Here is a 420-nt window from a genome sequence, read left to right as displayed (position 1 = left end):
CAGGCGTGCCTGCGGGTAAATCCGTGACACTGCAATGGACAGTGACCAACAACTACAAAGCATCCTGTACCGCTTCTGATCAGATCATCCTGACCAACACCGAAGCACTCACAGAAAGCAAAGCAGGCAGCGATATCACCCAGTGCGGCAATAACGTCTTCCAGCTGAACGCCAACGCACCGAAACCTACCGAAACAGGTACATGGTCCGGTACCGGTGTGTCCTTCAGCAATCCAAATGCCCCGGATGCAATTGCAACACTGACCACCAGCACGCCGCAGACAGTAACGGTAACATGGACCATCAGCAATGGCGTGTGCGACAACAGCACTTCTTCCATTAAGCTGGTCCTCAATGCCGCACCAACTGTAGCCGTAGCTGCTGTGCCGCCAGTATGTAACGCAGACGGTTCTTTCAACC

The 420-nt window shown here is 53.8% G+C and carries 1 protein-coding gene; it reads left to right on the top strand.

Features of this window, described 5'->3' with window-relative positions; translation table 11 throughout:
• The coding region (locus tag ACTJJS_RS33540) for a hypothetical protein (RefSeq protein WP_440668412.1) at positions 1 to 420 on the top strand (420 nt) is incomplete at both ends.

Origin of the sequence: Chitinophaga sp. 22308 (assembly GCF_052045305.1) — a bacterium.
Classification (GTDB): Bacteria; Bacteroidota; Bacteroidia; order Chitinophagales; family Chitinophagaceae; genus Chitinophaga; species Chitinophaga varians_A.
The sequence above is the reverse complement of the archived record's forward strand: the minus strand, read 5'-3'. Positions and strand labels throughout refer to the sequence as shown.